23 protein-coding genes are annotated in these 21,257 nt (G+C 67.9%); 9 read left to right on the forward strand and 14 right to left on the reverse strand.

The features are described 5' to 3' along the window. Positions 1–4 precede the first annotated feature (4 nt). The 3 genes from MLE43_RS12385 to MLE43_RS12395 form a co-directional block, all read right to left on the reverse strand. Positions 5–391: a DUF302 domain-containing protein gene (locus MLE43_RS12385; RefSeq protein WP_420843201.1), complete on the reverse strand. Its 387-nt coding sequence runs from the start codon at positions 389–391 to the stop codon at positions 5–7. 99 nt (positions 392–490) lie between these two features. Next, positions 491–1,258 carry an SDR family NAD(P)-dependent oxidoreductase gene (locus MLE43_RS12390; RefSeq protein ID WP_243304476.1) on the reverse strand — a complete coding sequence of 256 codons (768 nt, stop codon included), beginning with the start codon at positions 1,256–1,258 and terminating at the stop codon, positions 491–493. Between the two features lie 17 nt (positions 1,259–1,275). Then, positions 1,276–2,631 (reverse strand): aminotransferase class I/II-fold pyridoxal phosphate-dependent enzyme, encoded by a 1,356-nt coding sequence (locus MLE43_RS12395; RefSeq protein ID WP_243304478.1) that lies wholly within the window; start codon positions 2,629–2,631, stop codon positions 1,276–1,278. A 164-nt stretch (positions 2,632–2,795) separates the two neighbouring features. Between MLE43_RS12395 and MLE43_RS12400 the strand changes: the two genes are divergently transcribed. The 3 genes from MLE43_RS12400 (at position 2,796) to MLE43_RS12410 (ending at position 6,151) form a co-directional block, all read left to right on the forward strand. Continuing rightward, the gene (locus MLE43_RS12400) at positions 2,796–3,941 is read left to right on the forward strand and encodes an acyl-CoA dehydrogenase family protein (protein ID WP_243304480.1); all 1,146 of its coding nucleotides are present in this window, start codon (positions 2,796–2,798) and stop codon (positions 3,939–3,941) included. Between the two features lie 268 nt (positions 3,942–4,209). Continuing rightward, entirely contained in the window at positions 4,210–4,413 is a 204-nt protein-coding gene (locus MLE43_RS12405; protein WP_243304482.1) for a cold-shock protein, read from the forward strand. A gap of 58 nt (positions 4,414–4,471) precedes the next feature. Then, entirely contained in the window at positions 4,472–6,151 is a 1,680-nt protein-coding gene (locus MLE43_RS12410) for a tetratricopeptide repeat protein (RefSeq protein ID WP_243304484.1), read from the forward strand. Positions 6,152–6,171: 20 nt separating this feature from the next. Here the strand turns inward: MLE43_RS12410 and MLE43_RS12415 are convergent, their stop codons facing one another. Beyond that, on the reverse strand, positions 6,172–7,230 hold the full coding sequence (locus MLE43_RS12415) for a tetratricopeptide repeat protein (protein ID WP_243304486.1): 1,059 nt from the start codon (positions 7,228–7,230) through the stop codon (positions 6,172–6,174). 78 nt (positions 7,231–7,308) lie between these two features. Between MLE43_RS12415 and MLE43_RS12420 the strand changes: the two genes are divergently transcribed. After that, complete coding sequence (locus MLE43_RS12420) at positions 7,309–8,229, forward strand: formyltransferase family protein (protein WP_243304487.1); 921 nt, start codon at positions 7,309–7,311, stop codon at positions 8,227–8,229. A 10-nt stretch (positions 8,230–8,239) separates the two neighbouring features. Here MLE43_RS12420 and MLE43_RS12425 read toward each other — a convergent pair whose 3' ends face one another. Together MLE43_RS12425 and MLE43_RS12430 are read right to left on the reverse strand one after the other, a co-directional pair. Beyond that, a complete protein-coding gene (locus MLE43_RS12425; RefSeq protein WP_243304488.1) occupies positions 8,240–9,070 on the reverse strand; it encodes a DsbA family protein in 831 nt (276 codons plus the stop codon). Positions 9,071–9,162: 92 nt separating this feature from the next. Further along, positions 9,163–10,101: an EXORDIUM family protein gene (locus tag MLE43_RS12430; RefSeq protein ID WP_243304491.1), complete on the reverse strand. Its 939-nt coding sequence runs from the start codon at positions 10,099–10,101 to the stop codon at positions 9,163–9,165. A 437-nt stretch (positions 10,102–10,538) separates the two neighbouring features. On the opposite strand from MLE43_RS12430, the gene MLE43_RS12435 reads away from it, so the two are divergent. From MLE43_RS12435 to MLE43_RS12450, 4 genes are all read left to right on the forward strand, one after another. Continuing rightward, complete coding sequence (locus tag MLE43_RS12435) at positions 10,539–11,597, forward strand: 3-oxoacyl-ACP synthase III family protein (protein ID WP_243304493.1); 1,059 nt, start codon at positions 10,539–10,541, stop codon at positions 11,595–11,597. Positions 11,598–11,611: 14 nt separating this feature from the next. Beyond that, positions 11,612–12,844, forward strand: coding sequence for a GGDEF domain-containing protein (locus tag MLE43_RS15000; protein ID WP_243304495.1), 1,233 nt, complete (start codon positions 11,612–11,614; stop codon positions 12,842–12,844). A 25-nt stretch (positions 12,845–12,869) separates the two neighbouring features. Beyond that, positions 12,870–13,223: a hypothetical protein gene (locus MLE43_RS12445; protein WP_243304497.1), complete on the forward strand. Its 354-nt coding sequence runs from the start codon at positions 12,870–12,872 to the stop codon at positions 13,221–13,223. A 117-nt stretch (positions 13,224–13,340) separates the two neighbouring features. After that, complete coding sequence (locus tag MLE43_RS12450) at positions 13,341–14,387, forward strand: SPFH domain-containing protein (RefSeq protein WP_243304498.1); 1,047 nt, start codon at positions 13,341–13,343, stop codon at positions 14,385–14,387. Between the two features lie 83 nt (positions 14,388–14,470). Here the strand turns inward: MLE43_RS12450 and MLE43_RS12455 are convergent, their stop codons facing one another. The 4 genes from MLE43_RS12455 to MLE43_RS12470 are packed head-to-tail and all read right to left on the reverse strand — an operon-like array spanning position 14,471 to position 16,682. Then, positions 14,471–15,412, reverse strand: coding sequence for a cation diffusion facilitator family transporter (locus tag MLE43_RS12455; RefSeq protein ID WP_243304500.1), 942 nt, complete (start codon positions 15,410–15,412; stop codon positions 14,471–14,473). After that, a complete protein-coding gene (locus MLE43_RS12460; RefSeq protein ID WP_243304502.1) occupies positions 15,412–16,197 on the reverse strand; it encodes an enoyl-CoA hydratase-related protein in 786 nt (261 codons plus the stop codon). Before MLE43_RS12460 ends, MLE43_RS12455 begins: the two co-directional genes overlap by 1 nt. After that, entirely contained in the window at positions 16,197–16,409 is a 213-nt protein-coding gene (locus MLE43_RS12465; RefSeq protein WP_243304504.1) for a biotin/lipoyl-containing protein, read from the reverse strand. The genes MLE43_RS12460 and MLE43_RS12465 overlap by 1 nt, the downstream gene beginning before the upstream one ends. A 36-nt stretch (positions 16,410–16,445) precedes the next feature. Further along, a complete protein-coding gene (locus MLE43_RS12470; RefSeq protein ID WP_243304506.1) occupies positions 16,446–16,682 on the reverse strand; it encodes an acyl-CoA carboxylase biotin carboxyl carrier protein subunit in 237 nt (78 codons plus the stop codon). A 129-nt stretch (positions 16,683–16,811) separates the two neighbouring features. On the opposite strand from MLE43_RS12470, the gene ychF reads away from it, so the two are divergent. Then, positions 16,812–17,912 carry a redox-regulated ATPase YchF gene (gene ychF / locus MLE43_RS12475; RefSeq protein WP_243304508.1) on the forward strand — a complete coding sequence of 367 codons (1,101 nt, stop codon included), beginning with the start codon at positions 16,812–16,814 and terminating at the stop codon, positions 17,910–17,912. A gap of 6 nt (positions 17,913–17,918) precedes the next feature. Here the strand turns inward: ychF and htpX are convergent, their stop codons facing one another. Genes htpX through MLE43_RS12495 form a run of 4 tightly spaced genes read right to left on the reverse strand, consistent with a single transcriptional unit; the run spans position 17,919 to position 21,183 of the window. Beyond that, positions 17,919–18,758, reverse strand: a complete 840-nt coding sequence (gene htpX / locus MLE43_RS12480; RefSeq protein WP_243304510.1) for a zinc metalloprotease HtpX — start codon at positions 18,756–18,758, stop codon at positions 17,919–17,921. Positions 18,759–18,792: 34 nt separating this feature from the next. Further along, complete coding sequence (locus tag MLE43_RS12485) at positions 18,793–20,364, reverse strand: PP2C family protein-serine/threonine phosphatase (RefSeq protein WP_243304512.1); 1,572 nt, start codon at positions 20,362–20,364, stop codon at positions 18,793–18,795. Positions 20,365–20,383: 19 nt separating this feature from the next. Continuing rightward, positions 20,384–20,809, reverse strand: a complete 426-nt coding sequence (locus tag MLE43_RS12490; RefSeq protein WP_243304514.1) for an ATP-binding protein — start codon at positions 20,807–20,809, stop codon at positions 20,384–20,386. A 14-nt stretch (positions 20,810–20,823) separates the two neighbouring features. Further along, positions 20,824–21,183 (reverse strand): STAS domain-containing protein, encoded by a 360-nt coding sequence (locus MLE43_RS12495; RefSeq protein WP_243304516.1) that lies wholly within the window; start codon positions 21,181–21,183, stop codon positions 20,824–20,826. Positions 21,184–21,257 lie beyond the last annotated feature (74 nt).

The raw sequence follows: 21,257 nt of genomic DNA on the forward strand, positions 1-21,257 counted from the left end.
GCTCTCAGAGGGTCTTCTCGAAGGCCTCCTGGAGCTTCGCCCGCACCGCTTCCGCATGATGCTTGAGATCCGGATTGTCGATGGCCGCCATGGAAGCGACGGGATCCACGAACGAGATCTCGGTGCCACCCTCGACACCGCGCAGGATCACGTTGCAGGGCAGCATGACGCCGATGCGGGGCTCCAGCTCCAGGGCCCCCTTGGCGAAGGCGGGGTTGCAGGCCCCCAGGATCCGGTAGAGGCCCACTTCCGCGCCGAGCTTGGCGCGCAGGGTCCCCTCCACGTCGATCTCGGTGAGGATGCCGAAGCCCTGGTCCGCCAGGGCCTTCCTCACCTTGGCATCCACCTCTGCGGGAGCGCCCTTCAGGACCTTCGTCATGCAGTAGCTCATCGCCCATCCTCCCCATCCAAGGTCCAGCCCCGTGGCATGCAAGCTAACGCCTGCCTGCCCCGCCCGCAAGCAAGTTCGGATCAAGGTTGGAAAGGGGGCCTAGGCCCGCCGGTGGAGTTTGTGGACGGAAGCCTGGTCCACGCACTTCACGAGGATCTCGTCGATGTTCACGTGGTCCGGGAGCATGAGGCACCAGCGGACACATTCCGCCACATCCATGGCGGTGAGGGGCTTCACGCCCTGGTAGACGGCCTTGGCCTTGTCGCCATTCTTGAGGCGCACGTTGGAGAACTCGGTCTCGGCCATGCCCGGATCCACCGAGGTCACGCGGATCTGCTCGCCGTTCAGCTCCAGGCGGAGGCTGTGGGCCATGGCCTTCACGCCGAACTTCGACGCGCAGTACACGCTGCCCCCTTCGTAGGGCTGGTGGCCGGCCGTGGAGCCGATGAAGAAGACGTGGCCCCACCCAGCCTTGCGGAGGTGCGGCAGGCCGGCCCTGATGGTCTTCACCACGCCTTCGACGTTGGTGCGCATCATGGCTTCCAGGTCCTCGTCCGGCGTCTCCCACATCTTGTAGGTGCCGCTGGCCAGGCCCGCGTTGGCCACCAGGACGTGCAGTCCGCCCAGGGCCGCGGCGGCTTCTGCGACAAAGGTGTCGACGCTGGCGGTGTGGCGCGTGTCCACAGCCCCGGCGAAGACCTTCACGCCGTGGGCCTTCGTCAGCTCATCGGCCAGGGCCTGCACACGCTCCACGCGGCGGGCGCCCAAGGCAAGATGGCAGCCCTGGGAGGCCAGCAGCCGCGCCATGGCTTCGCCGAAGCCGCTGGACGCGCCGGTGATGAGGACGATGGGATGCTCGGGACGCATGGGATCTCCTGGGGGATTCAGCGGTAATTCCGGTGGAACTCGCCGAGGGCCTGCACCACTTTCTGGAGTTTGTCGGTGGGCGGCAGGATGGTGGTGCGGAAGTGGGCGGTGCCCTCGGCCTGGCCGAAGCCAGAGCCCGGCACCACGCAGATGCCCGTCTGTTCCAGCAGGGCCATGGCGTAGTCGAAGTCCGTGCGGCCCGGGGGCAGCGTGATGCGGGGAAACGCGTACATGGCCCCCGCAATCTCGTTGCAGGTGATCCCCTCGATGCGGTTCAGCCCCTCGGCCAGCAGGAGGGCACGCTGCTTCAGCGTGTCCAGGATGCCCTTCTTCTCAGCCGCGTACTGGGCATACGAGGGCATGCCGGGCTTGGGCGGGCGCACCATGGCGTAGGTGGCGGCCTGACCCGCGAGGTTGGCGCAGAGGCTCACGCTCTGCAGCTTCAGGATCTGCGCGGCCACCTCCTCTGGCACGTTGCGGTACTCGAAGTAGCCGCCCCGCACCCCGCACTCGCCCAGGAAGCCCTTGGAACAGGAGTGGAAGCTGAAGAGGGAGACCTCCTTCACCTCCATCTGGTGGAGCACCTTGGCGAAGGAGGTGAATTCGTCGCCGGGCAGGTAGATGTTCTCCTGGTAGACCTCGTCGGCCAGGATCGTGAGGCCATGGGCCTTCGCGAAGTCGATGACCATCTCGATGTTGGCCTCGTCCAGCACCGCGCCCGTGGGGTTGCCCGGGTTGATGACGCAGATGGCCTTCACATGGGTGCCTTCGGCCTTCGCCTGGGCCAGGGAGGCCTCCAGCATGGTGCGGCTCAGCTTCCAGCCGTTGGCCTCGTCCAGGTAGTAGGGCACCATCCGCCCCTCATAGAGCGTGATGGTGGCCGAGTACAGCGGGTACTGGGGAATGGGGATCATGATGCCGTCGGTCGGCCCGCTGATCAGCAGACGCAGGGCCGTCTGCACGCCCTTGCTGGCCCCGTCCGTGAGGAAGATGGCATCCGGATCCACCCCGATGTGGTCGCGTTCCAGGATGAACTCGGCGATGGCCTCGCGGATGAACCGCACGCCCCGGCTCTCGCTGTAGGCACCGAGGCCGTGTTTCGTGCCGGCCAGGATGGCCCGGGCTGTCTCCACCACATCCGCCGGGAAGGCGCCGGGCGCCAGGTCCATGAGCGCCGGGTACTCGCAAAGGGCCAGGATCTGGCGGTTCCAGGTGAGGGGCTTCTGGCCCAGAGACTGGGGGTTTCCGATGTTGCAGTAGATGATCTCGCGGCCCTGCTTTTCCAACTCCGCCGCACGGGCCACAATGGGCCCCCGCACGGCGTATTCGGTGTCGAGGACGGCCTTGCCCAGATCGTTCAGTCGGATGGTCATGGGTACTCCAACCCATGAGTTTAACCCGGGCCCATGGTGTGACCGCCGTCATCCTACTTCGTGTCAGGGCCTCCGGCCTTGGGGAGCGGCGAGCGGCCAGATAGACTGGGGCTTCCGGATGTTTCCAGCCAGGCCCCTCCCCTCCATTTCCCATAGAGGTCTTCATGCTCGGTTTCTCGCTCTCCCCTGAACAGCTGGCCGAAAAAGAACGGGCCCACACCTTCGCCGAGAAGATCATGCGGCCCGTGGCGCGCAAGTACGACGAGACCGGCGAGTGGGCCGTGGATGTCTACAAGGCCGCCTTCGACTACGGCTACCTGCAGGCCCTGGTGCCCGAGGACTGCGGCGGTCCCGGCGCCTCCCAGATGGAGGAGGCCATCGTCTGCGAGGAGCTGTCCTGGGGCTGCGGCGGCCTCTACACCTCCATCATGGCCAACGGCCTGGCCATGACCCCCCTCCTCATCGCCGCCAGCCCCGAGCAGAAGAAGAAGTGGCTGGGCATGATCGCCGAGGAGCCCAAGTTCGCGGCCTTCTCCCTGTCCGAGCCCAATGCCGGCTCCGACGCTGGCGGGATGACCTGCCGCGCCGAGAAGAAGGGCGACAAGTACATCATCAACGGGACCAAGTGCTACTGCACCAACGGCGGCTACGCCGACTGGTACTCCCTCTTCTGCAGCACCGATCCCAGCAAGGGGGCCCGCGGCACCAGCTGCATCGTGGTGCCCCGCGATACGCCGGGCCTGGTGGTGGGCAAGGCCCTGGACAAGATGGGCCAGCGCGCCTCCAACCAGGTGGAGCTCTACTTCAATGACGCGGAAGTGCCCGCCGAGAACCTCCTCGGCAAGGAGGGCATGGGCTTCGTCATCGCCATGAAGACCCTGGACCAGACCCGCGCCGCCGTGGCCGCCGGGGGCGTGGGCGTGGCCCGCGCCGCCTACGAGATCGCCCTGCAGTACGCCAAGACCCGCATCCAGTTCGGCCAGCCCATCTTCGCCAACCAGGCCATCAGCTTCATGCTGGCGGACATGGCCAAGAAGATCGAGGCCAGCCGCCTGCTCACCTGGCAGGCCGCCTGGATGACCGACAACGGCATCAAGAACTCCAAGCAGAGTGCCATTGCCAAGACCTTCGCCACGGACACCGCCATGGAAGTGACCACCGACGCCGTGCAGATCCTCGGCGGCAACGGCTACAGCCGGGACTACCTCGTCGAGAAGTGCATGCGCGACGCGAAGCTGCTCCAGATCTACGAGGGAACGAACCAGATCCAGCGGCTTGTCATCGCCAAGGAGATCCAGCAGGGGAACTGAATCCAGCCGGGCACGGGGGGGAAGCCCCTGCACAGAAGGCGGCCAGAGGCCGCCTTCTGTGTTTTTGGGTCTTGAAGACCGCAACACCCGACCCTAGAATCCCTGTCAACCATCCATCTTTACCAGCCCAAGAGCCGTGAAAGTGGGGGAGGGACTCCCGCCGGGGATCCCGGTTTCACTCGGGCGCAAGCCCCCGCGACCCGCATGCCTGGTGCGTGTCGCGCGATCAACCCCAGGTGAGAGGGGCCTGGTCCCCGGGAAGAAAGTCATGTCCGAAGGCACCGTCAAGTGGTTCAACGCCGAGAAGGGGTTTGGTTTCATCACCCCCGATGAGGGTGGGGCCGATGTTTTCGTCCACTACTCCGCCGTGCAGACCAAAGGTTTCCGCACCTTGGAGGAGAAGCAGCGCGTCAGCTTCGAGGTGGTGCAGGGGCCCAAGGGCCCCCAGGCCGCGAACGTCAACAAGGTCTGAGCCCCCGTTCTGTCCCGGACCCCGGTTCCGGCCGGGGTTCGTCGCGTACCCTGGAGCCATGAAGAAGGTCTCCCTGCGCCCCACCGTGGGCATTCTGCTGATCGTGCTGATGGTCCTCCTGTCCCTGGAAGGGTTCCGACGCGACCCGGCCTTCGGCTGGCTGCTGCCGCCCACCGTCATGGCCGGGATCTGGCTGGGCTGGGCCCTCCGCCAGGTCTGGATCTACCCCGCCCGACTGGCCCGGGCTGAAGCCATGTGGGCCGCGGGCGAACCCGCTTCCGCCGTGGCCGAGTGCCTGGCCCGGGCGCCGCTCGCCACCGGGGAGCTGGGCTACCGCATCCGCCTCCTGCGGAGCCTGGCGGACCAGGCCCTGGGCTACCGGGACCGGGCCTGGCTGGATGCCCTGGACGCCCACCTGTCGCGCCTGCCCCTCTGGAAGCGGCTGATCGTCTCCCGGGCCTTCCGCCACATCCCCGAAACCCCTTCGGTCCGGCGCCTGGCCTGGGGCGACCGCCTCATCCGCCTGGCCCCGCGCATGGCCCGGCTGCGCCACCTCCAGGGCATCCTCCTGCTGCGGTCCGGCCGGGAGCATGCCCTCCACGAGGCCTGGATCCACTTCGAGGCGGCCCTGCCCCTGGCCTGGGACGACCCGCTGGTCCTCGAGGACCTGATGCTGGCCGGATTCCAGCACGGCCGGGAAGACCTGGCGGAACGCGCCCTGGCGGTGCTGACCTCCCGCCACGGCGACCTGCGCCTGCCGTGGGACCGGGGGGCCGCAAGCATGTACTTGCTGCGGAACGGCCGGCCCGCCGAAGCCCTGGCCCTCGTCCAGGGCCTCCGCCGGGACCGCCAGGACCAGCCCCTGCCCTGGCTTGCGGAAAGCGTGGCCCGCCGCCGCCTGGGCGATCTGGAAGGCGCCTGGCAGGTGGTGGAGGCCGCCGTCAGCCAGCTTCCGGACTCGTTCCGGCTCTGGATGGAGCGGTACCAGATCGCCCTCGAGCTGCGCGAGGACGAGGCGGCGCGCTTCAGCCTGGAGCGGGCCCGGCAGAGCCTCCCCGCCGGTGCGGAAGGCGCCTCCCTCCGCGACGAGTGGCAGCTCCGCCGCGCGGAATTCGCCTTCTGGTGGGAGGACGACCCGGAGTCCGCCAAGGCGTGGCTCCTGGACCTTCCGCCGGAAGGCCGGGGCGATCACCACCCGCCCCTCCTCCTGCAGCTCCAGGTGGCGCTGGGGGAGTTCGAAGCCGCCTACGGGGAGATCGCCGCCCTGCTCCGGCAGCGACCGGGCGACACGGACCTCCTCCTGCTGCAGGCCGACTGCCTGGCCGGCATGGCAGCCTGGGAGGCCCTGCTGCCCTACCTGAACGGCCTGGGGGAGGCCTGCCGGGAACGGGCCGAGTTCTGGCACCTGCGCGGACTCGCGCGGGCCAACCTGGGCGAACCCGTTCCCGCCCGCCTGGACCTGGAGCGGGCGGTCCGCATGGAACCCCGGGACCTCCGCTACCTGCTGGATGCCGGCCACGGCTGCGCCGAACTCGGCGACTGGGACCGCGCGGAGAGCCACTGGCGGCAGGCGCTCCAGGTGGACGGCCAGTCCGAGGAGGCCCTGATCCACTTGGCGGAGGCCCGGCGGGAGCTCGAGGATCTGGAGGGGGCGCGCCGCTACCTGCGTGAATGCCTGCTCCACCATCCCGAGAGCGTGGACGCCCAGGCCCGGCTGGCGGAGCTGGAGGCCAACTGATCCGGAACATCCAGCGGGGCTCAGTCCGGCTGGATGTTCCGGAGCAGCGAGAGCTTGCTGTCGTACCGGGCCTGCGCTTCCGGCTGGGCCCACTTCCGGGCTTTCTCCAGGGCCTTGATGGCGTCCTTCGTCCGCCCCTGCGCCAGGGCCACCCGGGCCTGGATCCAGTAGAACTCGGGCTCCTGGCGGAGCAGCTTGATGGCCTGCTTGATGCGCCGCTCCGCCTCATCCAGCTGCTGGGCCCCGAGAGCCTCTTCGGCCAGGAAGGCATTGAAGAAGGGGTCGCGCTTCCGGATCTCCAGCCCGCGCTCGCGGAAGGCCTGGGCCTCCTCCAGCCGCCCCTGCGCCCGCAGGAGGTTCTCCAGGTTCCCGCAGGGGGCGCCGTCCTTGGGATCCACGGCCAGGGCCTTGCGGAAGGAGGCTTCAGCGTCGGCCTCCAGCCCCTGGGCCCGCTGGACCACACCCAAGATGTTCCAGCCCACCCCCAGGTTGGGATCCACCTCGATCGAATGGTGGGCCGCGGCCAGGGCCTCTGCGCTGCGGGACTCCGCCATCAGTTCAACGGCCCGGTTGCTGTGGAAGAGGGCCAGCACCCGCTTGGCGTCCAGTGGGGCGATGAGCAGGCTGTCCCGGCGCACCTCGGGCAGGAAATCGGCCACCAGTTCCTGGCCCGGCATTCCGCCCTGCACCACGGCCACCACATGCCGCTCGAAGCGGACCGTCGCGCCCACCCGACGCCAGCGGCTGATCCGCAGAGGCTCGCCGTACCGGGCCTCCAGGCCGATGGACTTGCAGGCTCCCACGTAGAGCGCCGTCAGGCTGAGGCAGTTGGCCTTGCGGTCCCGCCAGACCTCCTTGGGAGTACGGGTATAGGCATTGTCGTAGGTGATCCCCAGCCCGCCCTCCTCGGGCGTGGCGAAGAAGGCCTTGAGCAGGGCGGAGACCTTGGATGGAACGCCCTGGTACATGTTGGTGTGTTCCCGGGCGAAGGCCTGCAGCCCAGGAGGCGCCTCGAAGGGATCCTCGCCCGCCGTCATCAGCGCAGCGCCAAGCAGGAGGGGCAGGACTCGCAGACGCATGGGACGGCTCCCGGGCACAACATAGGGCTACGGAGAGGAAGGTCAACGGATTATGAGATGCTGATCAATGGAGGAATCATGCCAAGCCCGACCGCTGTTGTGTGTGCCTATTCCAGCGTGGGGACCGCAGCCCTGGAGGGCCTCCTGGAGGCCGGCGTCGAGGTGAAGGCCCTGTACACCTACGCCCAGGGCGCCGACGAGCGCTGGTTCACCCCTCCTGCCGCGGTGGCGGGGGCCCATGGCATCCCGGTCCGGTTCGCGCCCGCCTTCAACTCGGATGAGGTCTTCGAGGCCATCCGGGCCCACCAGCCCGACTTCCTCTTCAGCTTCTACTTCCGGGAGATGATCCAGGCCCGGTTCCTGGAGATCCCCCGGCTCGGGGCCTACAACCTGCACGGGAGCCTGCTGCCGAAGTACCGGGGCCGGGCCCCCATCAACTGGGTCCTGGTCAACGGTGAGACCGAGACCGGCATCACCCTGCACGCCATGACGCCCAAGCCCGACGATGGGCACATCCTGGCGCAGGCGCGGCTGCCCATCGACTGGGATGAGACAGCCCTGAGCCTCACGCAGAAGGCCGCGGACGCCGGGCGTGGGCTGGTGCGCGAAGCCCTGCCCGGACTGGCGGACGGGAGCCTCCCCCGCATCGACCAGAAGACCCTCGGCTCCTCCACCTACTTCGGCGGCAGGAAGCCCGCCGACTCGCGCCTGGACTTCGCCATGACCGCCGGGGAGGCGTTCAACCAGATCCGCGCCGTGGCCGACCCCTGGCCCAACGCCTTCGTGGAAACGGCGGGCGGGACCATCAAGGTGGCCTGGGCGCTGCCCACCGAACTGCCCTGCCCCCAGGGCCGGTTCCGGGCCGGCCGGGAAGGTGTACTCCTCGGATTCGCCGATGGCGCCCTGAGGGTCCAGTCCCTGAAGGTCGACGGGACCCGCCTGGAACGCCCCAGCGAGCAGGCCATGGCCCTGCGGAAGCTGGGCTTGACCGAGGGCTGAGCCCCCGGCTTCACTCGCAGGCGGAAGCCGAGGCCACCCGGATCGCCTCCGGGGCCGGGGTCGACGCGGAAGACGCCAACAGGGCGTCCAGCGTCTCCTTGAAGGATTCGTAGCTCTCCGCCCCGAGAACCACCTTGGTCACGCTGAGCACCTGTCCTTCCGCGTTCAGGGTGCCGAACAGGAAGGCCGGGGCCCCCTGGATCTGCATCCGCTCGGCACTGGCCACGCTCAGCCGGATGTTCTCCGCGTACTTTCCCCCCTCCAGGCTGGCGTTGAAGGCCGCCGCATCGAGGCCGAGGTCCCGGACCAGCTTGGCCAGCGCGGCAGGGTCGAAGGGCCGCTGATCGGCGAACAGCCGGTCGTGGGCTTCCCAGAATTTCCCCTGCTCCCCTGCGCAGCGGGCGATCCGGGCCTTGAACTGGGCATCGGGATGCACCGGCAGCGGAAGGTCGCGGAAGAAATACTTCACCTTCCCGGTGCGGACATAGTCGGCATCAAGCCGAGGGAACACCTGGGTGGCGTACCTGGCGCAGTAGGGGCAATCGAAGTCCGAATATTCCAGGATCGCCACCCGGGCCCCGGAGGCACCCTTGAATGGCTCGCGGAAGACGTTGACGGAGAGCGGGCTCCCGGCCTTGGGGAGGGCGGGACCGCCGGTCGCCGTCCGTTCCTTCAGGAGCCCCTTGATCGCTTCGAGTTCCTCGAGCATCCGCCGCTGGCCATCCTTGAGGTCATCGATCTGCCGCTGGAGGGAAGGACCGGCAGCCTGCTGGGCCATGCAGACGGGAACGGCGAGGGTGGCCAGGAACACGAGGCGGGCGGCGCAACGGGGGAAAATCATGGGAAACCCGGGAAGGAAGGGGATGGTCGAGGATGACCACCGGCGGGCGGGAAGCCCGCCGGTGGTCCTGCTGCAGCCGGCGATGGACCCGCCTACTTCACCAGGTCGCAGTACTGCCCGGTGGACCGGATGGTCACATTGCGCTGGATGAGGAAGTCCCGGGTGCCCAGCTTCATGTTCGCGTAGGCGCCGTTGGCCACCTGGTAGGAGGTGCCGAAGGTCCAGGCGCACAGGTCGCCATTCTCGTAGCCCCGGCGGTTGTACCAGGCGCTGGCATCCGCATCCGTGGTCGCTTCCTCCAGTTCGTGGGCCAGCACGGAAACCATGCCGTCCACGCCGGCGTTGCCGTTGGGGCCGATGCTCTGGGCCGCGCAGGCGCTCAGGCACTGGGCCGCGTTGCCGATGAACGCGTACTTGATGTCCGAGCCATTGATGGTGCCGTGGGTGTGCCAGCCGCAGTACTTGCTGCAGAAGCCGGAGGACTCAGCCACGTCGGAGGAGGTGAGCACGAAGTAGATGCCGTTGGTGTCGCTGGGCAGCGCCTTGCTGTTGATGGCATCGGCCACGATGGACTGGATGTTGGCATCCGTCAGGCTGGCCCCGTAGGGATAGGCCACCGTGGTGGCGCCGCCGTAGGTCACATTCCCGGAGATCAGGTTGGACGAGCCGACATAGGTGCTGTTGATCTGGAAATAGGGAGATCCGCCGATGGCGTTGAAGAAGTCCGTGACGATCTGCTGGCCTGAGGCGGTATCGGTGTTGTTGGCCTGGGCCCAGTTGCCATACCAGATGATGTAGGCCGTGGGCGTGCTGAAGACCGGACCCCCGTGGTACTTGAGGGGAGCCGTCAGGGCGCTGGTGGAGCCGGCGGTGGGAGCTGCGCCGAAGACGGCATTCGGGCCGCCATCGTTCGGGTTCACCCGGTGATGGACGATCTCCGGGGCGCGCTGGTCCTGAGCGCTGAGCGCAGGGGCCAGCCCGAAGGCAACCACCAGGGCTGTGGCGAACCAAAGCCGCGAACTGCTGTTCATGGAACCTCCTTGAAGTGGGGTGGGGGGATGGGGAAAGGCCCAGACAGGCCGATCCCGTGGGGAGAAAAGGGCTTCCCGGAACCAGCCGGCGGCAGCGGCCTGCCAACCAGCTGCAGTGATGCGGACCGTGACTGCCTGACCCGCCCTGCGAACTATCAAGATGAAATGGACTGGGGGGAGGCTATCGATTTTGAGACTGAGTGTCTATCTATTTTCGAAAAAACAAGTGTCATTACACGAACATACCTCATCAATCTATGCATTTTCATGGCAACAGATACCCAGTCCATGGCATATCAACCGCCCGGAAATCCAGCCTCCTGCTTCGGCCCCGAGGCAGGCCTCCGGAATCCGCCGGGGGTGCGTCAGGCCCCGGTTTGGCCTCGTTCCTGAACGGAGGTATGCTGACCCGCTCTCGTCACCTGGAAAGGCATTCCATGCGAAGTGTGATCACCGGAACCGGCGTCGGCCTGCCTCCGCATATCGTGACCAACGAGGCGCTGTCGCGGCTCATGGACACCTCGGACGAATGGATCCGGGTGCGCAGCGGCATCCAGGAGCGGCGCTATGCGGAACCGGGGCAGGGCTCCGCGGATCTCGGCGTCCTCGCGGCCCGGGCTGCCATCGCGAAGGCCGGTCTCGGCATGGAGGACATCGATGCGGCCATCTTCGCCACCATGACGCCCGACCACGTGCTGCCGGGCAACGGCCCGCTCCTCCAGGCGGCCCTGGGCCTGCGCACGGACCTCCCCACCTTCGACCTCCGGCAGCAATGCAGCGGCTTCCTCTACGGCCTGGAACTGGCCGACCTCCTCATCCAGAGCGGGCGCTACCGGCGCGTCCTGCTCGTGGGAGCCGAAGTGCATACCGCCTTCATGCCCTGGCACCTGGGCTGGGACACCCTCATTGGCCAGTCCACCCGCGAGATCACCGACGCGGAACGCGCCGAGAACACCCTCAGCCGCGACCGGACGGTCCTCTTCGGAGACGGCGCCGGCGCGATGGTGATCGAGGGCCGTGAGGGTGACGCCGGGCTGCTGAAGACACGGCTCTTCACGGACGGCACCGGCGCGGGGGTGCTGACCATGATGGGCGCCAGCTTCAAGCGCCGTCCCTTCGTCACGGCGGAGCAGATCCAGGCCGGAGACACGCTCCCCATCATGTCCGGCAAAGAGGTCTTCAAATCCGCCGTGACCCTCATGCCCCAGGCAGTACGCAGCGTCTGCGCCGACGCCGGGATGGCCGTGGAGGCCCTGGACCTGGTACTGGTCCACCAGGCCAACCTCCGCATCATCGAAGGCGTGCAGAAGGCCCTGGGCCTGCCGGCCGAGAAGGTGCCCCACAACATCGAGCGCTACGGCAACACCACCGCCGCCACGCTGCCCATCCTCTTCCACGAATGCCTGCAGGATGGGCTGGTCCAGCCCGGCATGCTCGTAGCCTTCACCGCCCTCGGCTCCGGACTGCACTGGGGCGCCGCGCTCTACCGGGCCTGAAGCCCGGGCCCCCCGTGAACCTCCACATCGAGACCCTCGCCATCGCCGCCTTCGTGGTCAGCCTGGCCCTGACCTTCGCCATGACGGCCATGCGGATCTTCCTGAAGGGGCAACCGGGACTGCGGAGGTGGACCCAGGCACTCTGGCTGGTGGCGGCCGCCACGGTCCTCTTCGGCCTGCGGGGGAAGGTCCCGGATGTCGTTCCGGTCCTCGTCGGCAATGCCTTCCTCGCCCTCGCTGCGGCCCTGACCTGGATGGGCATGAGGGAGTTCTGCGGGCTGTCCCAGGACCTCCGCCCGGTGTTCGGGGTCACCGCCGCCTGTCTGGCCGTGCAGGCCATCTTCCTGTGGGGGCACCCCTCCTTCGAGGCGCGCAGCATCAACGTCATCCTGACCTCCACGATCTGGAACCTGGCCTCCGCCTGGACCCTCTACCGGCACGGACCGCCGGATCTCACCAGCAGCACCCGGCTTGTGTCTTTCCTGTTCTTCACCGACGCCGCCATCGGCATGGGATTGATCGTCCCCAACCTGATCGGAGCCCGGCAGTCCGACCCGGGCCTGATCCAGGCGACGCAAGTGACCCAGTACCTCGCCGGCCTGGCCATCGGGACCTTCGAGGTGCTGGGACTGGCGGTCATGCTCAACCAGCGCCTGCTGGCCGAACTCCGGCGCGTCGCCCGGGTGGATGGGCTCACGGGCATCCTCAACCGGCGGGGACTCGACGCAGAGGCGCCGAGGCTGCTGCAGATCTGCCAGCGGCAGCGGCTCCCCTGCACGCTGCTGATGGCCGACCTGGACCATTTCAAGCGCTTCAACGACACACACGGCCACGCCGGAGGGGATGGCGCCCTCCGGCACTTCGCGGCGCTCGTGGGCTCCCAGCTCCGGGCCTCGGACCTGTTCGGCCGGTACGGCGGAGAGGAATTCTGCATCCTCATGCCCGGCACCCAGGGCGACCTGGCCCGGCTGGCTGCCGAGCGCCTGCGCATCCACGTGGGTGCGAACCCCGTGCCGCTGAATGGCGCCCTGCTTCCGCTCACCGTCAGCCTGGGGTTGGCCGTCTACGACGGGAACGGCTCCGCGGATTTCGCCGCCCTCCTCGATCAGGCCGACCAGGGCCTCTACCGGGCCAAAGCGCTGGGCCGAAACCGGGTCGAGGTGAGGGTCCCGCCCCCATCGTTCCGGCCGGACCTGCTCCAGGAAGGAGCCGCGGGCGGATTGCAGGTTCGCGGCCGGGAAGGCTAGAATCCAGCCAAACCCCGGAGTCTCCATGCGTTCCATGATCCTCGGCGCCGCCTTGGTGCTGCTCCCAGCCCTTGCCCTGTCTGCCGGAACGACCAAACCCCGCCGGCATCATGCGACCGGGCCCATCAGCTCCGCCAAGGAGGCCAAGGCCATCGCCGAGCGGGAAACCGGCGGCAAGGCCGTCAGCGCCCGGCGCATCCCCCTGAATGGCGCCTCGGGCGGCTGGGAGGTGGACCTCCGCATGCCCGGCGAGGAGCGCGGCTGGCGCTGCATCCTCGACTCGGACACGCACATGGTCCACAGCAAGGCGCGCATCGACCAGCCCGGCGCCAAGGGCAAGGCCGACGGCCCCGTCCGCATGGTCAAGGGCAGCCGCTGACGGGGGCTCCCCGATCCCCGGCGACCATTCACCGGTTTTTCCCAGCGCGCGGCCTGCCTGGCTTGACAGCCCGGCCTAGAATCGTACCTGCGGCCAGTGCCGCAAGGAGAACGACACATGGGTCTGATGGACTGGGGCAAAGCCCAATTCCTCGACATCCTCGAATGGCTGGATGACTCCAACGACACCCTGGCCTGGCGTTTCCCCATGCGGGGCCAGGAGATCCAGAACGGCGGCAAGCTCGTCGTGCGGGAAAGCCAGGAAGCCGTCTTCGTCAACGAGGGCCAGCTGGCGGACGTGTTCAAGCCCGGCACGCACAACCTCACCACCCAGAACCTGCCCATCCTCGCCACCCTGAAGGGCTGGAAGTACGGCTTCGAGAGCCCCTTCAAGAGCGATGTCTACTTCATCTCCACCAAGCTCTACAACGACCTGAAGTGGGGCACCTCGAACCCGATCATGCTGCGCGACGCCGACTTCGGCATGCTGCGCATCCGGGCCTTCGGCATCTACTCCATCAAGGTGGTGGACAGCGGCACCTTCCTCAAGCAGCTGGTGGGCACCAACGGCGTCTACACCGTGCCCGACATCTCCGAGCAGCTGCGCAAGACCATCATGAGCCGCTTCACGGACACCCTGGGCGAGGCCAAGATCCCCGCCCTCGACCTGGCCGCCAAGTACGACGAGATCTCCGACCTGGTGAAGCAGAAGCTCCAGGACGAGTTCAAGACCATGGGCCTGGAACTGTCCAAGTTCTTCGTGGAGAACATCAGCCTCCCCGAGGAAGTGGAAGCCATGATGGACAAGCGCACCGGCGTGGGCATGATGGCCCCCGTCATGGGCGCCTACACGCAGATGCAGGTGGCCGACAGCATCCCGCTCGCCGCCCAGAACCCCGGCGGCGTCGCCGGCATGGGCATGGGCGTGGGCCTGGGCTTCGGCATGGGCAACATGATGGGCCAGCAGATGACCGGCGCCGCCCAGCAGATGGGCCAGCAGGGCTTCCCCGCCGGCAGCGCTCCCGCCGCGCCTGCCGCCCCCGCCAAGTCGCTCAAGGATGAGCTCACGGACCTCAAGGAGCTCTTCGACGGCCAGCTCATCACCCAGGCCGAGTACGACGCCCAGCGCGCCGTCATCATGAAGAAGCATGGCATGGGCAACTGAGGGCAGACCTCAGTCCTCAGGAAAGGGCGGCTGCGGCCGCTCTTTCCTGCATTTACTGGAGACTGGGGACTGAAGACCGGCCCCTAATGGTGATGCTCCCCCTCCGCCTCGTGCTGGTGGATGAACCGGTGGTGGTGGTGATCCGCCATCTCCCGGGTCTCGAAGTGGACCGTGAGGTGGCGGACGCCGTGGCGTTCCCACAGCAGATGCTCGATGCGTTCCAGGTGGGCCTCGGTATCCCCCAGCCGGTCGCCTTCCACGATGATGTGGGCCGTGGCGATGGTGAGGTGGCTGCACATCTTCCAGCTGCGGAAGTCCTCCACGCCGAGGATGCCTGGCAGGCTCATGAGCTCGGCCTTCACGGCCTCGTGTTCGAAGGCGGCGCGGTGCATGAGGATGCCCACCGCATCCCGCAGCAGGAGCACAGCGCCCCGCAGGATGACCGCCAGGATCACCAGGGCGATGGCCGGATCCACCCAGCGCCAGCCAGTGAGACGGATGAGGACCATGCTCCCCACCAGGGAGACGCTGGTGAGGCTGTCGGCGAAGGCGTGCAGATAGGCGGCCTTCAGGTTGGCGTCCCGTTCCAGCAGGCTGCGGTCCCGGGGCACCAGCACCACCGTGGCGGCGATGTTCAGGAGGAGGCCGATGCCGGAGAACACCAGCACCCAGCCCGTCTGGATGGGTACGGGGTGGCGGAACCGGGCCAGGGCCTCCCAGCCCACGGCCCCCGCGAGGAACAGCAGGAACCCCACACCCACGAGGCTGTTGAAGACTTCGAGGCGATGCCAGCCGAAGGTCCAGCGGTCGTCGGGATCGCGCCGGTTGGCCAGCCAGAGGCTCAGGATGCCCAGGCTGTTCACGAGGACATCGTTCAGGTTCTCCAGGCTGTCGCTGACCAGGCCGATGGATCCGGTCCACCAGCCACCCAGCCCCTGGAGGACGAAGCTGAGGAAGAAGATCCCGGCGCTCCAGGCCAGGCGCCCGGTGGTGCTGGGCCCGTGATGGTGGTGATGGTCCGACATCATTCGCCCCGGTACTGGGGTTTCCGCTTGTCCCGGAAGGCGGCCAGCCCCTCCAGGCGATCCTTCGTGGGGATCACCTGGGCATAGCAGGCCTGTTCGAAGGCCAGGCCGGAGTCCCGATCCAAGGCCACCCCGCGGTTCACCGCCAGCTTTGCCATGCGCAGCGCCACGGGCCCGTTGGGGAGGATCTCGCGCGCCAAGGCGAGAGCCGCGTCCAGGGCCCCGCCTGCGGGCGCCACCCGGTCCACCAGGCCCAGCCGCTCCGCGTCGGCGGCACCGATGCGCCGGGCTGTGAAGATCAGTTCCTTGGCCCGGGAGGCCCCGATGAGCCGGGGCAGGCGCTGGGTGCCCCCGGCGCCCGGAATGATGGCCAGGGCCGTCTCCACCAGGCCCAGCTTCGCCTCCGCCCCCGCCACGCGGAGGTCCGCGGCCAGGGCCAGTTCCAGCCCGCCCCCGAAGGCCGCGCCTTCGAGCACGGCGATCACGGGCATGGGCAGATCCTCCAGCTCGGTGAAAGCCCCCCGCAGGCCATGGACGAAGGTCACGGTCTCGCCCTGGGACATCCCGGCGCGCTCCTTCAGGTCGGCCCCGGCGCAGAAGACGCCAGGCACGAGGCTGTGCACCACCACCACCCGGGCGGCGGGGTCGAAGCGCAGGTCCGCGAGGGCCTGCCGGAACTCAGCCATGAGCTGCCGGCCCAGGGCGTTCTTCGCGGCGGGGCGGTCCAGGCCCAGCAGGACGATGCCGGTATCGTCCCCTCGGAGGCGTTCGAGCCGGACCTCCATCAACCTAACTCGACGATGGAATCCCCCTCGTTCAGGAACTGGTCGGGGGTCACGAAGACCTTCTTGACCGTCCCCTCCTCGGGGCTGCCCACGGGAATCTGCATCTTCATGGACTCGATGATCACCAGATCCTGGTCCTCGCCGACGGCGTCGCCTTCGGCCACGCAGACTTCCAGAACCTTGCCCGCCATCTCGGCTCGCACCAGGGCCATCCACCACCTCGCAGAAGATGGCTCCAGTCTAGCCCGCTATTCGTCCTTGTCCGAATCGCCGATCACCACCAAGTCGTCGTCCTCGTAGGCGAAGTCACCCTCTTCCATGAGGATCTCGCGGACCTTCCCGCACTCGGGGGCATTGATGTAGAAGGCGGTGCGGGAGGAATCCGTGCCCTCGAGGATCATCAGGGGCTCATCCTCCTCCACCTCCTGGCCGGGGCGGACGAGGACGTCCACCACATAGCCCGGCCATTCCGCCCGCACGATCATGCTGCCTCCCCTGGCCCATCTGTGACCTTGGCCGGGAGAGTATGGCGCCCGGGGCCCCCGCGCAAGTCCCGGAAGCCGTTCTTTTCGTCACATGTCCGGTAGGTGATACTGGAAGGCTTGGAGGATTGCATGGCCGTCGCCTGTGGCATCGTGGGCTTGCCCAATGTGGGAAAGTCCACCCTTTTCAACGCCCTCACCCGTGCGGGCGCGGCTTCGGCCAACTATCCGTTCTGCACCATCGAGCCCAACACGGGCGTGGTGGACGTCCCGGATCCCCGGCTGGCGGCCCTGGCGGCGATCGTGAAGCCCCAGCGCATCCTGCCGGCGGCCCAGGAATTCGTGGACATCGCCGGCCTGGTCCGCGGCGCCAGCAAGGGCGAGGGCCTGGGCAACGCCTTCCTGGGCCACATCCGGGAGACCGATGCCATCGTGCAGGTGGTCCGCTGCTTCGAGGATGGCAATGTCACCCATGTGGAGGGCGGCGTGAGCCCCGAGCGGGACCTGGGCATCATCGAGACCGAGCTGGTCATCAAGGACCTGGATGCCGTGGAGAAGGGCCTGGAGCGCCACCGCAAGGTCGCCAAGACCGGCAACAAGGAGTCCCTGGCCATGGTTGCCGTCCTGGAGCGGGTCTTCGCCGCCCTGGATAACGGCAAGTGGGCCAGCACCGCGGGGCTGTCGACCGAGGACAAGGCCCTGATCAAGTCCTACGGCCTGCTCACCCTCAAGCCCACCCTCTTCGTGGGCAACATCGGGGAGGAGGACATCCGGAACCCCGAGGGCAACGCCCACTACCGGAAACTCCAGGAGCTGGCCGCCGAGCGCCAGGCCCCCTGCATCCCCATCTGCTCCAAGCTGGAGGCCGAGATCCAGGACCTGCCCGAGGAGGACCGCCCCTTGTTCCTGGAGGAGGCCGGCCTGTCCGAGCCCGGCCTGAACGTCCTCATCCACGCCAGCTACGACCTGCTGGGCCTCCAGACCTACTTCACCGCCGGGGTGAAGGAGGTCCGCGCCTGGACCATCCACAAGGGCGACACAGCCCCGCAGGCCGCCGGCGTCATCCACACGGACTTCGAGAAGGGCTTCATCCGGGCCCAGGTCATCGCCTACGAGGACTTCATCCAGTACAAGGGCGAGCAGGGCGCCAAGGATGCCGGCAAGATGCGGACGGAAGGCAAGGACTACGTCGTCAAAGACGGGGACCTGATGAACTTCCTGTTCAACGTCTGAGAGGCGCTACCGGGCCTCGATGGGCATGCGCCGCAGGCGCTCCACCCGCACCTCCATGGGGGGGTGGGTGGAGAAGAGGCTCATGAGGCCGCCCCCGCTGAGGGGGTTCACGATCATCATGTGGGCCGTGGCGGGCTGGGCGGAGGCCATGGGCAGCTGCTGGTTGTAGGCCTGGAGCCGCTCCAGGGCCGAGGCCAGCATGTCCGGACGGCCCGTAAGGTGGGCACTGTAGTCGTCGGCCAGGTACTCCCGGGAGCGGCTCACGGCCATCTGCAGCAGGATGGCCGCCAGGGGCCCGAGGATCATGATGGCGATGCCCGCCAGGGGGTTGGAGCGGCCCTCCTCGTCCCGGGGGCTGATCCACAGGGCCATGCGGGAGAGGAACATGATGGCCTGGGCCAGCACCGCCGCCAGACTGCCGATCAGGATGTCCCGGTGCTTCACGTGGCCCAGCTCGTGGCCGAGCACCGCCTCCAGCTCGGGCCGGCTCAGGATGCGCATGATGCCCTCGGTGACGGCCACCACGGCATGCTCGGGATCCCGGCCCGTGGCGAAGGCGTTGGGCGTGTCCTCCGGGATGATGGCGATGCGCGGCGTGGGCAGGCCGGCCCGCTGGGCCAGGTTCGCCACGATGGCATAGAGTTCCGGGGCTTCCGCCTGGTCCACCACCCGGGCGCCGTAGCTGGCCAGCACGATCTTGTCCGAAAAAAAGTAGCTGACCCCGTTCATCACGAGGCCGATGGCGAGGGCCAGCACCATGCCGGACTGCCCCCCGATGTAACCGCCGATCCACACCAGCAGCCCGGTCATGGCCACGATGATGAGAAGGGTTTTCGCCTGGTTCATGAAGCTTCCTCCGGGTACCAGGATACGAAGGGGATCAAGCGCCCATGCGCTTGACGACCACCAGGGTCACGTCATCCCTGAAGCGGCCCTCTTCCAGGTGCTGGAAGGCCTCCACCAGGAGGGCCTCGAACAACTCGTCGGCCCCGGCCCGGGGGCGCCGGCGGATGACCTCAGCCAGGCGGCCGTCGCCCAGTTCCTCGCCTGCGGCGTTCTCGGCCTCCACGAGACCGTCCGTGAAGATCACCAGGACATCCCCGGGCTCCATGGCGGCGCGGCCCTCGGCGAAGGTGGCGCCGGGCAGCAGGCCCACCATGGGCCCCGTGGGGGCCAGCCGGGCCACCTCGCCATCGGCCCGCACCACCAGGGGCGGGTTGTGGCCCCCGTTGACGAACCGGAGGTCGCCGGTGATGGGATTGAGACTCGCGGCGAACAGGGTGGTGTAGCGGTTGCCGTCGCGCACGTCGTTCATGCGGCGGTTCAGGCGCTCGGCCAGCTTGCCCCAGTCCGGCACCCGCCGCCCCCCCAGAGCCCGGATGAAGGCGGAGAGCTGAGTCATCATCAGCGAGGCGGGCAACCCCTTCCCGGAGATGTCGCCCACGGCGATGTGGAGCCGCTCGCCCAGTTCCTCGTCACGGGCCAGCCAAAGGTCGTAGAGGTCGCCGCCCACCGCCTGGTAGGGCAGGTTCGCGGCGGCGCACTGCCAGCCCGCGGGCTCCGGCAGCGTCTTGGGCAGCAGGCGGCGCTGGATGTCCCGGGCCAGATCCAGGTCCTTCTCCATGCGCTCGGCCTGGAGCCGCGCCTCGCGGAACTCCAGGCTCGACAGCTGGGAGGACGTGAGGTTGAGCAGGGTATGGAGGAACACCTCGTCATCCTCGGACAGCTTCCCCACCGCCGGGTCCGCGGCATAGGCGAACCCATGGCTGTGGTTCTGGTCCTGCAGCTCGACGGCGTGGACCAGGCCCTTCGCCTCCACCAGCTCGTGCAGGGCATCGCCCTCCAGGAGCTCCGGAACCGACCCGAGCCCCTTGGCGTGCAGCACGGCGCCCTGGGCATCCACCACGAGGAGGCGCATGATCCGGAACTCACCCATGAGCGTGTTGGCCATGAGCCGGACGAGATCCTGCCGGGTCTCCACCTGGCCCAGGTTGCGGGTGAGCTCGAAGACCGTGTTCAGACGGGAGAGCTGCAGGGCCAGGGCCTGGTTCTGGGTGCTGCGCACCGCCTCCGCCCGGCGCCAGGCCAGCAGGGGCGCGCTGATGGACAGCAGCAGGGGCACCGCATCGGGAAGCCCATCGGCCCGCAGGACCAGGTGGCCGTAGACCTCGTCCCCGTAGGCCCAGGGCAGGACCTGCCAGCCCTCTCCCGGATGGGTGGGGAAGGCCGGCGCCGCTCCCCGCAGGAACAGCCATTTGCCGCCATCCCACAGGCCGCCCTGCCCGGTCTTTCCGAGGCCCATGACGGTCACGCCCACCAGGTGGATGAGATCCTCCTCGGTGCCCTGGTCCGGAAAGGTCTCCAGGAAGTCGATGAGCGGAAGCAGTTCCTGGGCGCCTTCCGGGATCTTCAGCGCCAGCTGGCGGAGACGGTCGAAGGGATTGGTCGGCATGGTGGGCGGACCTGAAGCTTCAATCCAGCTTCTTGATCAGGCAGCACTCGTTCCGGCCGGAGGCCTCGTCCGCCTTGAACCGCACCTCGTCCATGAACCGGCTCATGAGCAGCAGGCCCAGACCGCCCTTCCGGGGATGCTTGATGTATTCCTTCGGATCGGGCAGCACGATCTGGTCGCCGCGAAGCCCCTGGCCCGAGTGGAGGATGTGGATCTCCAGGGCCTCCTCCGTGAAGCGCAGCTCCAGTTCGACACTGTGCTCGCCTTCGCCGTGGTAGGCATGGAGGATCACGTTGGTCACCGCCTCGTCCACGGCGATGCTCACCTTGGCGGCCGTGGCGTCATCGAGCCCGGCCACCAGGGAGGCCCGCTTGGCCAGACCCGTCACCAGGTTCAGATAGCGGGTCTGGCTCGGAATCACGAGCCGGAACTGCGCTGGTTCCATGCTGACCGCCACGCTCACCCCTTCCGCTCCGGCGTGACCGCGGCCAGAGCCTGGTCCTCATCGCCGAAGACCCGGTAGAGCTGGGTGAAGCCCAACGTGTCGAAGATCGCGAAGACATTCGGCTGGAGGTCGGACAGCAGGATGTCGCCCTGGTGCTCGCGGACGGTCTCGATGAGGCCCATGATGGCCCCCAGCCCGGCCGAGCTGATGTAGTTCAGGTTCTTGCAATTGAGGAGGATGGTGTAGCGCCCGTCCCGGACCAGCCCCTCCAGGGCCTCCTCGAACTCGCGCACGGTATGGGCGTTGATGAAACCGGCCGGGAGGAGCACCGCCACGTCGCCAGCCTGCCTCACCGCAATGGAAAGATCCGCCATCCGCCATCTCCAAGGAACCTGGGCCATCCTATCGGTTCCACCGGGCAATTGCCAGTGAGCGGCCCGAACTGGGA

It is taken from the genome of Geothrix oryzisoli, assembly GCF_022808865.1.
In the GTDB taxonomy this organism is placed as follows: Bacteria; Acidobacteriota; Holophagae; order Holophagales; family Holophagaceae; genus Geothrix; species Geothrix oryzisoli.